This window comes from Bacillus sp. GMs2/2, assembly GCF_050172095.1.
Classification (GTDB): domain Bacteria; phylum Bacillota; class Bacilli; order Bacillales; family Bacillaceae_G; genus Bacillus_A; species Bacillus_A cereus.
This window is the reverse complement of record NZ_JBNLYE010000270.1, coordinates 1-5,674: the sequence shown is the minus strand read 5'-3', so window position 1 is coordinate 5,674 and position 5,674 is coordinate 1. Positions and strand designations below refer to the sequence as shown.

Genomic DNA, 5,674 nt, shown 5'->3' with positions numbered 1-5,674 from the left:
ATATACGATATCTTCTGGAAGAATATATCGTATACCCTCTTGACTTTCTATCGGTAGTTTCCGCAAATAACTCTTTGCTTTCTCACCTTGTTCTTTACCTATTTTATATAAAAGAAATTGTAAATCTTCTTCACGAAATGGTCGCAATAAATAATAAAATGCTTGGAAACGAAAAGCTGTAATAGATTCTTCTATGTTTTCACCTACAAAAATAAATTTTGTATAGCAATTTATTTCTCGTAATAAACTTGCATATTCAAAACCAGTACCATCTAGTAATTTGGAACTTAAAAAAACAAAGTCTGGTATATGTTTTTTCATCATAAATAAAGATTCTGTTCCTGTCTTTGCTTCAAAACATTCTACATTTCTCATATTTTCAGTGAAATTTTCAGCTAACTCTCTTCTCTCTTCTGCCTCTTCCATGATCAGTAAAATTTTCATTTCTTCAACCACCTAATTCTTTGTCCATATGTCCTGTTGTATACATTCGCTTTTATAAGAAATAATCCCTTTTTCTTACTATACCATTATTTATCTAAAAAAACAGAAAAAAGGAAACCACTTCGGTTTCCTCTCCCCTTTTATCCCGCACTAACTGCCTATAAAGAGCCGAGTAGTGTAGGATAATAAACGGTCAGGGATACGTTTAAATTTTCACTTTATACTAATTCTCGTTGCTTCGTTTCCTGTCCAAGTATTATTACAGCGAATACACCAATTAAAATTGATCCACAGAAAATCGTAAATATTAATGATAGTGAAGCTTCTGAAGCAACTAAATATCCCACTAATAGTGGCCCAAGAATACCACCAATACGACCAAATGCTGCTGCCATTCCTGCACCTGTACCACGAATAACCGTTGGATACTGCTCAGGTGTATAGGCGTATAATGCTCCCCAAGCACCTAAGTTAAAGAAGGATAGTAACATACCTGCCACGATTAATACTGTTAATGAATCCGCAACCCCAAACAAATAAGCACTGCAAGCTGTCCCGATTAAATACGTAACCAAAACAAATTTACGACCGAGACGTTCAATAAACCAAGCAGCTGTGAAATATCCTGGAAGTTGAGCTAATGTCATAATAAGTACGTATTGGAAACTTTTTATTAAACTAAATCCTTTTAGCACCATTACACTCGGTAACCAAAGGAACATTCCATAATAGGAAAAAACAACACTAAACCATAGAATCCATAGCATAATTGTTGCTTTACGATATTCCCCAGACCAAACTGATTTTATATTTTCAATAACAGATGGCCTTTTTTCAACTTTTTGGAACCTTGGGGAATCCGGTAAATTCCATCTTAAATATAAAGCATATAATGCTGGAACTGCACTCAATACCATCGCAACTTCCCAACCATATTTAGGAATAACAAAATACGAGATAAGAGCTGCAATTAGCCATCCACCTGCCCAAAAACTTTCTAATAACACAACAATTTTCCCACGTTCATGCGCTTCAACACTCTCTGATACTAGTGTAGAGGCAACCGGAAGCTCTCCGCCAAGCCCCATACCAATTAAAAAGCGTAAAACGAGAAACATCGCAAGTGTTGTTGTTAATGCAGTTAAACCACTACCGATAGAAAATAATAATAATGTAATAATAAAGACTGATTTTCGCCCTATTTTATCTGATAGTATCCCAAAAATAAGCGCTCCTACTGCCATACCGATTGAGTTAATACTGCCTATCCAGCCCATTTCTTGCGTACTTAATCCCCAATCCTTTTGCAAGGCTACCATTACAAATGAAAGCATTCCAACATCCATTGCATCAAATAGCCATCCAAGCCCAGCTATACCTAGTAGTTTGCGCTTCGAAATTTCTTTTACCTTGCCCACTAGAAGTCCTCCTCACACAGGTGTCTTTACACATCATTTTACATGTGTGAATTGTATAAGTAAAATACTTTTGTGTAAAAAATTCTCCTTCATCATTCCCAAAAAGTAAAACGTCTATCCCGATTGGTGAGAGCTAATAATCTGTGGGGATGCCTCACTGATTAAAGTTTCAATTTATTAAAAATGAACAAATAAAAAAAGCAGCGATATTTCGCTACTTTTTCGAACGCATTACTTCTTTTAAAAATTCCGCTAATACTAACTGACGACGCCAGCGTGTTGGATTACTGCATAATCTATAAAACCACTCTAAATGAATTGCTTGAATCCATTTTGGTGCACGTTTTACCTCTCCAGCCCATACGTCTAAACTTCCACCTACTCCAACAGCCATTTTCGTTTCTAAACGATGCTTATTGTTTTGTATAAAGTTCTCTTGTCTCGGGAAACCAAGTGCAACAAGTAATAAATCTGGTTTTGCTTCTTGAATGCGAGAAATAATATTCTCTTCGTCTTCTTGTTTAAAATAACCATCTTGTATACCGGCGATGGATACAGCTGAATATGTCTTTGTTAAATGATCTGCTGCAGCTTGTACAACATGCGGCTTTGCACCTAATAAGAAAACAGATACCGGCTTACTATCTTCTGATAACTTCGCAAGTAAATTACACATTAAATCAAAACCTGCTACACGTTCTTTTAAAGGTGTACCAAGCATCCCGCTTGCCTTTACAACCCCAATACCATCAGGTGTAATTAAATCTGTATTCAATAATGTTTGATAGAACTTTTCATCCTTTTTTGCGCACATAACAATTTCAGGGTTTGCTGTTACTACCTGAAACGTATGAGTTCGCTCCGCTTCTAGTTGTTCTTTTAAATATTGGACCGTTTCATCCATTGTCATTGTAGAAAAAGGAACGCCTAGAATATCAACTGTTTGTACTGCCATAGTTAACTATCCTCTCTATCATTACAAGTTTTTCGCTATTAATTGCTTATATGTTTCCTTTGTATCTTCATATAGTTTTTGAAGTGAGAAGTTCATAGTAGCATGCTCATAAATATGTTTACCCATTGCTGCTAACTCTCCAGTTTTCCACTTATCATACGCTTCTTCTAAAGCTAATGCTAATGCCTTTCCATCACCTGTCGGCACAATCCATCCGTAAGTTTCATCTACGATTAATGGTTCAATTTCTCCAGCCCTAGTCACAATTGATGGTACGCGCTGATTTGCCGCTTCTAATAAAACTAGTGGGAACCCTTCACTATGGGAAGTTAATAAATTTACATGTGACGACGCAAATAATTGTTTTACATCTTGACGATGTCCTAAAAACTCTACTTTATCGTTAATCCCCTTTTCAGTAGCTAATGACTTTAGATTTTCTTCTAATGGGCCATCGCCAACTAATAATACTTTAATTTTCTCTAATTTTGTTTGTTGTAACGCATCGAATAAAACTTCATGTCCTTTGACAGGATGTAATCGTGCTACTTGGATTGCCGTAAATACATCTTCATCAATATTGAACATTTCTTTTTTATTATAGCCTTTTGCTTTTTCCTTATCGTATTCAATTCCATTATAAATAACATGCATCTTTTCATTTGAAATACCTAATGCTGCCAGGCTTTTTTTCAATCTATTTGTTACAACGAAAAATAAGTCTATATTTTTTAAGGCTTTCAAATTTAATTTCGTAAAAATCCAACCTTTTAAGCCCTGTTTAGTAAAGTCTTGAAATGGATCACTATGAATAGTCGTTACCCATTTTGCCTTTATTCTCTTTTTCATTAAAGAAACATAGAAATTAGCCCTAGGGCCATGTGTATGAACTACATCAAATTTTTCTTTATTAATAAATTCACTTATATTCTTTAAAATGGATAAATCATAGCGCGATTTTTGTGAAAACACATGGACTTTTATCCCTAACTCCCTTGCTTCCTTCGCAACAATTCCATCTTCAAATACTGCTAATTCTACTTCACCAGTTGGAAACTGATCGAGAAGTGAAATAATATGTGTTTTCCCTCCCCCATCTTCTGCTCCTGCATTCATATGCAATATTCTCATATTTTTTCCTCCTTTAAATCCTCGCTACGTTTCCATCTATTTTTATTTTACTGTACTAAAAAATAAAAGCTAACAAAAGTTAGCTTTTATTTTTATCATTCAATTTCTAGGTCTACTATTAGATAAGCTAACACCACTACAAAGTAAATCCCAACTCCTGGTGCTGTTAAAATATGTCCTGCAATATAAGCAATACCTAACGCTAACAATAAGCTTGCTGAAATCATTCCATATTTTATATTAAATATGACCTTAAATCTCGTAGTAAATGCTAGTAGAATTCTTAGCCCGTAATAAATAAATGGAATCATTAGTAATACAAAGCCAATAATCCCGAAATCATAAAACCAATCATGGAAGTCCATTTCAATTAGTTTTGGATCTGGCTGCTTTTGTTCATTGTATTTAAAGTTACCTGCATAACCCATTCCTAATAACTTTTGTGACATTGGCGCTTCTTTAAAGAACTGCTTATGTCTTTCTTCATATACTTGACGTCCACTGAAAATAAGATTTTCTTGGTTTTCTTTCTTTTGCTCTTTCTCAAGCTCTTTCTTAACTTCCTCTTCTATCTTCGCCTTTTCTTCTGGCTTTTCACCTTTATGATGCTTTTCTTCTTTTGCTTTAAGTTCTTGTTCTTTTTTCAGCTTCTCTTTAATTTCTTTTTCTTTTTGACCTTGCTGTGCTACATTTTGCTCTGATAAATAATTATTGTGAATACCCATATTTTGTGCTAATGGCGTTTGTTTAAACGTTCCAACTACACCAGCTAATAGGACAATAGCAATTACTGCATTAAGCGCAAGGGATTTTTTGTTCGGATTTTTTCTATCAAATAATAATTGTAGTACAATGATCCCGATTGCTGCCGCTAACGTAGCACCAATTGAGCCCATTCCTACTTTTGTACCAACTTGAATTAGCGAATAAATCATTAAAAGTGATGGAATCCAATATAAAATGTGTTTCCAGCTCTTTGTTTTTTGAATAGAATATAGTACCACAATAGGGAAAATAATAGCTAAAATTGAACCTAGTTCATTCCCTGCATAGAACCAACCTCGAGAACCAACCTTCATCCATTCATAACTACCAAAGTCAGTAGATGTTGAAATAGAAATAACCATAATTGCGTTAATGATTAATGTAGAATATACAATACTATTTCGAACCTTATCACTAATATTAACCTTCTTTTTCAATGATTTTAAAGCTAAAATGTATGATCCCAGCATGATATATATATATAATGCTTTCGCAACGAATTTAACCTCTTCACTAAGTACAATAGGATTTTTGACTAGTTTGTTATTAATAAATCCTATCCCTAAAACTCCGGCTAATAATATAAGATAAATTAAAAACTTTCTATTTTCCTTCTCTTTTGCCTGAATTAAAATGTAAATACCACCAACAGCCATAATAAGGAATCTTACTAAAATTCCAACGGTAGCATTTGACTTTAATAAAGTGATGCTAAGAGACGTTAATAAATCTAAAACAGGCTGTAAAATAATAAAAAAGAGCAAAAAACGCTCAAATCTAACCCTAGCTTGATTTGCTAACATTCCAAGACCTCCATACAAAATCTTAACATTATCTTTTAATCATAATTTTTATCTTCAAAACACACCTAGCAATTATAACATAACTCATATTTAAATTGAGAACTTATTTTTATGCCGAAACTAACCAAATCTAGCGTAAGTAGTACTAGAAAACATTA

At 33.9% G+C, this 5,674-nt stretch carries 5 protein-coding genes; all 5 read right to left on the bottom strand.

Annotated elements, in window-relative coordinates; all coding sequences use genetic code 11:
* The coding region (locus tag ACQGS6_RS22040) for a LytR/AlgR family response regulator transcription factor (RefSeq protein ID WP_426965606.1) at positions 1-444 on the bottom strand (444 nt) is incomplete at its 3' end.
* 218 nt (positions 445-662) lie between these two features.
* Complete coding sequence (locus ACQGS6_RS22035; RefSeq protein WP_000521078.1) at positions 663-1,862, bottom strand: MFS transporter; 1,200 nt, start codon at positions 1,860-1,862, stop codon at positions 663-665.
* A gap of 214 nt (positions 1,863-2,076) precedes the next feature.
* Positions 2,077-2,817, bottom strand: a complete 741-nt coding sequence (locus tag ACQGS6_RS22030; protein ID WP_000290748.1) for a WecB/TagA/CpsF family glycosyltransferase — start codon at positions 2,815-2,817, stop codon at positions 2,077-2,079.
* Positions 2,818-2,838: 21 nt separating this feature from the next.
* The gene (locus ACQGS6_RS22025) at positions 2,839-3,948 is read right to left on the bottom strand and encodes a glycosyltransferase family 4 protein (protein ID WP_044797724.1); all 1,110 of its coding nucleotides are present in this window, start codon (positions 3,946-3,948) and stop codon (positions 2,839-2,841) included.
* A 95-nt stretch (positions 3,949-4,043) separates the two neighbouring features.
* Positions 4,044-5,516 carry an O-antigen ligase family protein gene (locus ACQGS6_RS22020; RefSeq protein WP_426965605.1) on the bottom strand — a complete coding sequence of 491 codons (1,473 nt, stop codon included), beginning with the start codon at positions 5,514-5,516 and terminating at the stop codon, positions 4,044-4,046.
* Positions 5,517-5,674: the final 158 nt, after the last annotated feature.

Bases quoted from the DNA above. Each gene is read 5' to 3' on its own strand.
- ACQGS6_RS22025 (WP_044797724.1), bottom strand. From the start codon at position 3,948: ATGAGAATATTGCATATGAATGCAGGAGCAGAAGATGGGGGAGGGAAA.
- ACQGS6_RS22020 (WP_426965605.1), bottom strand. From the start codon at position 5,516: ATGTTAGCAAATCAAGCTAGGGTTAGATTTGAGCGTTTTTTGCTCTTT.
- ACQGS6_RS22030 (WP_000290748.1), bottom strand. From the start codon at position 2,817: ATGGCAGTACAAACAGTTGATATTCTAGGCGTTCCTTTTTCTACAATG.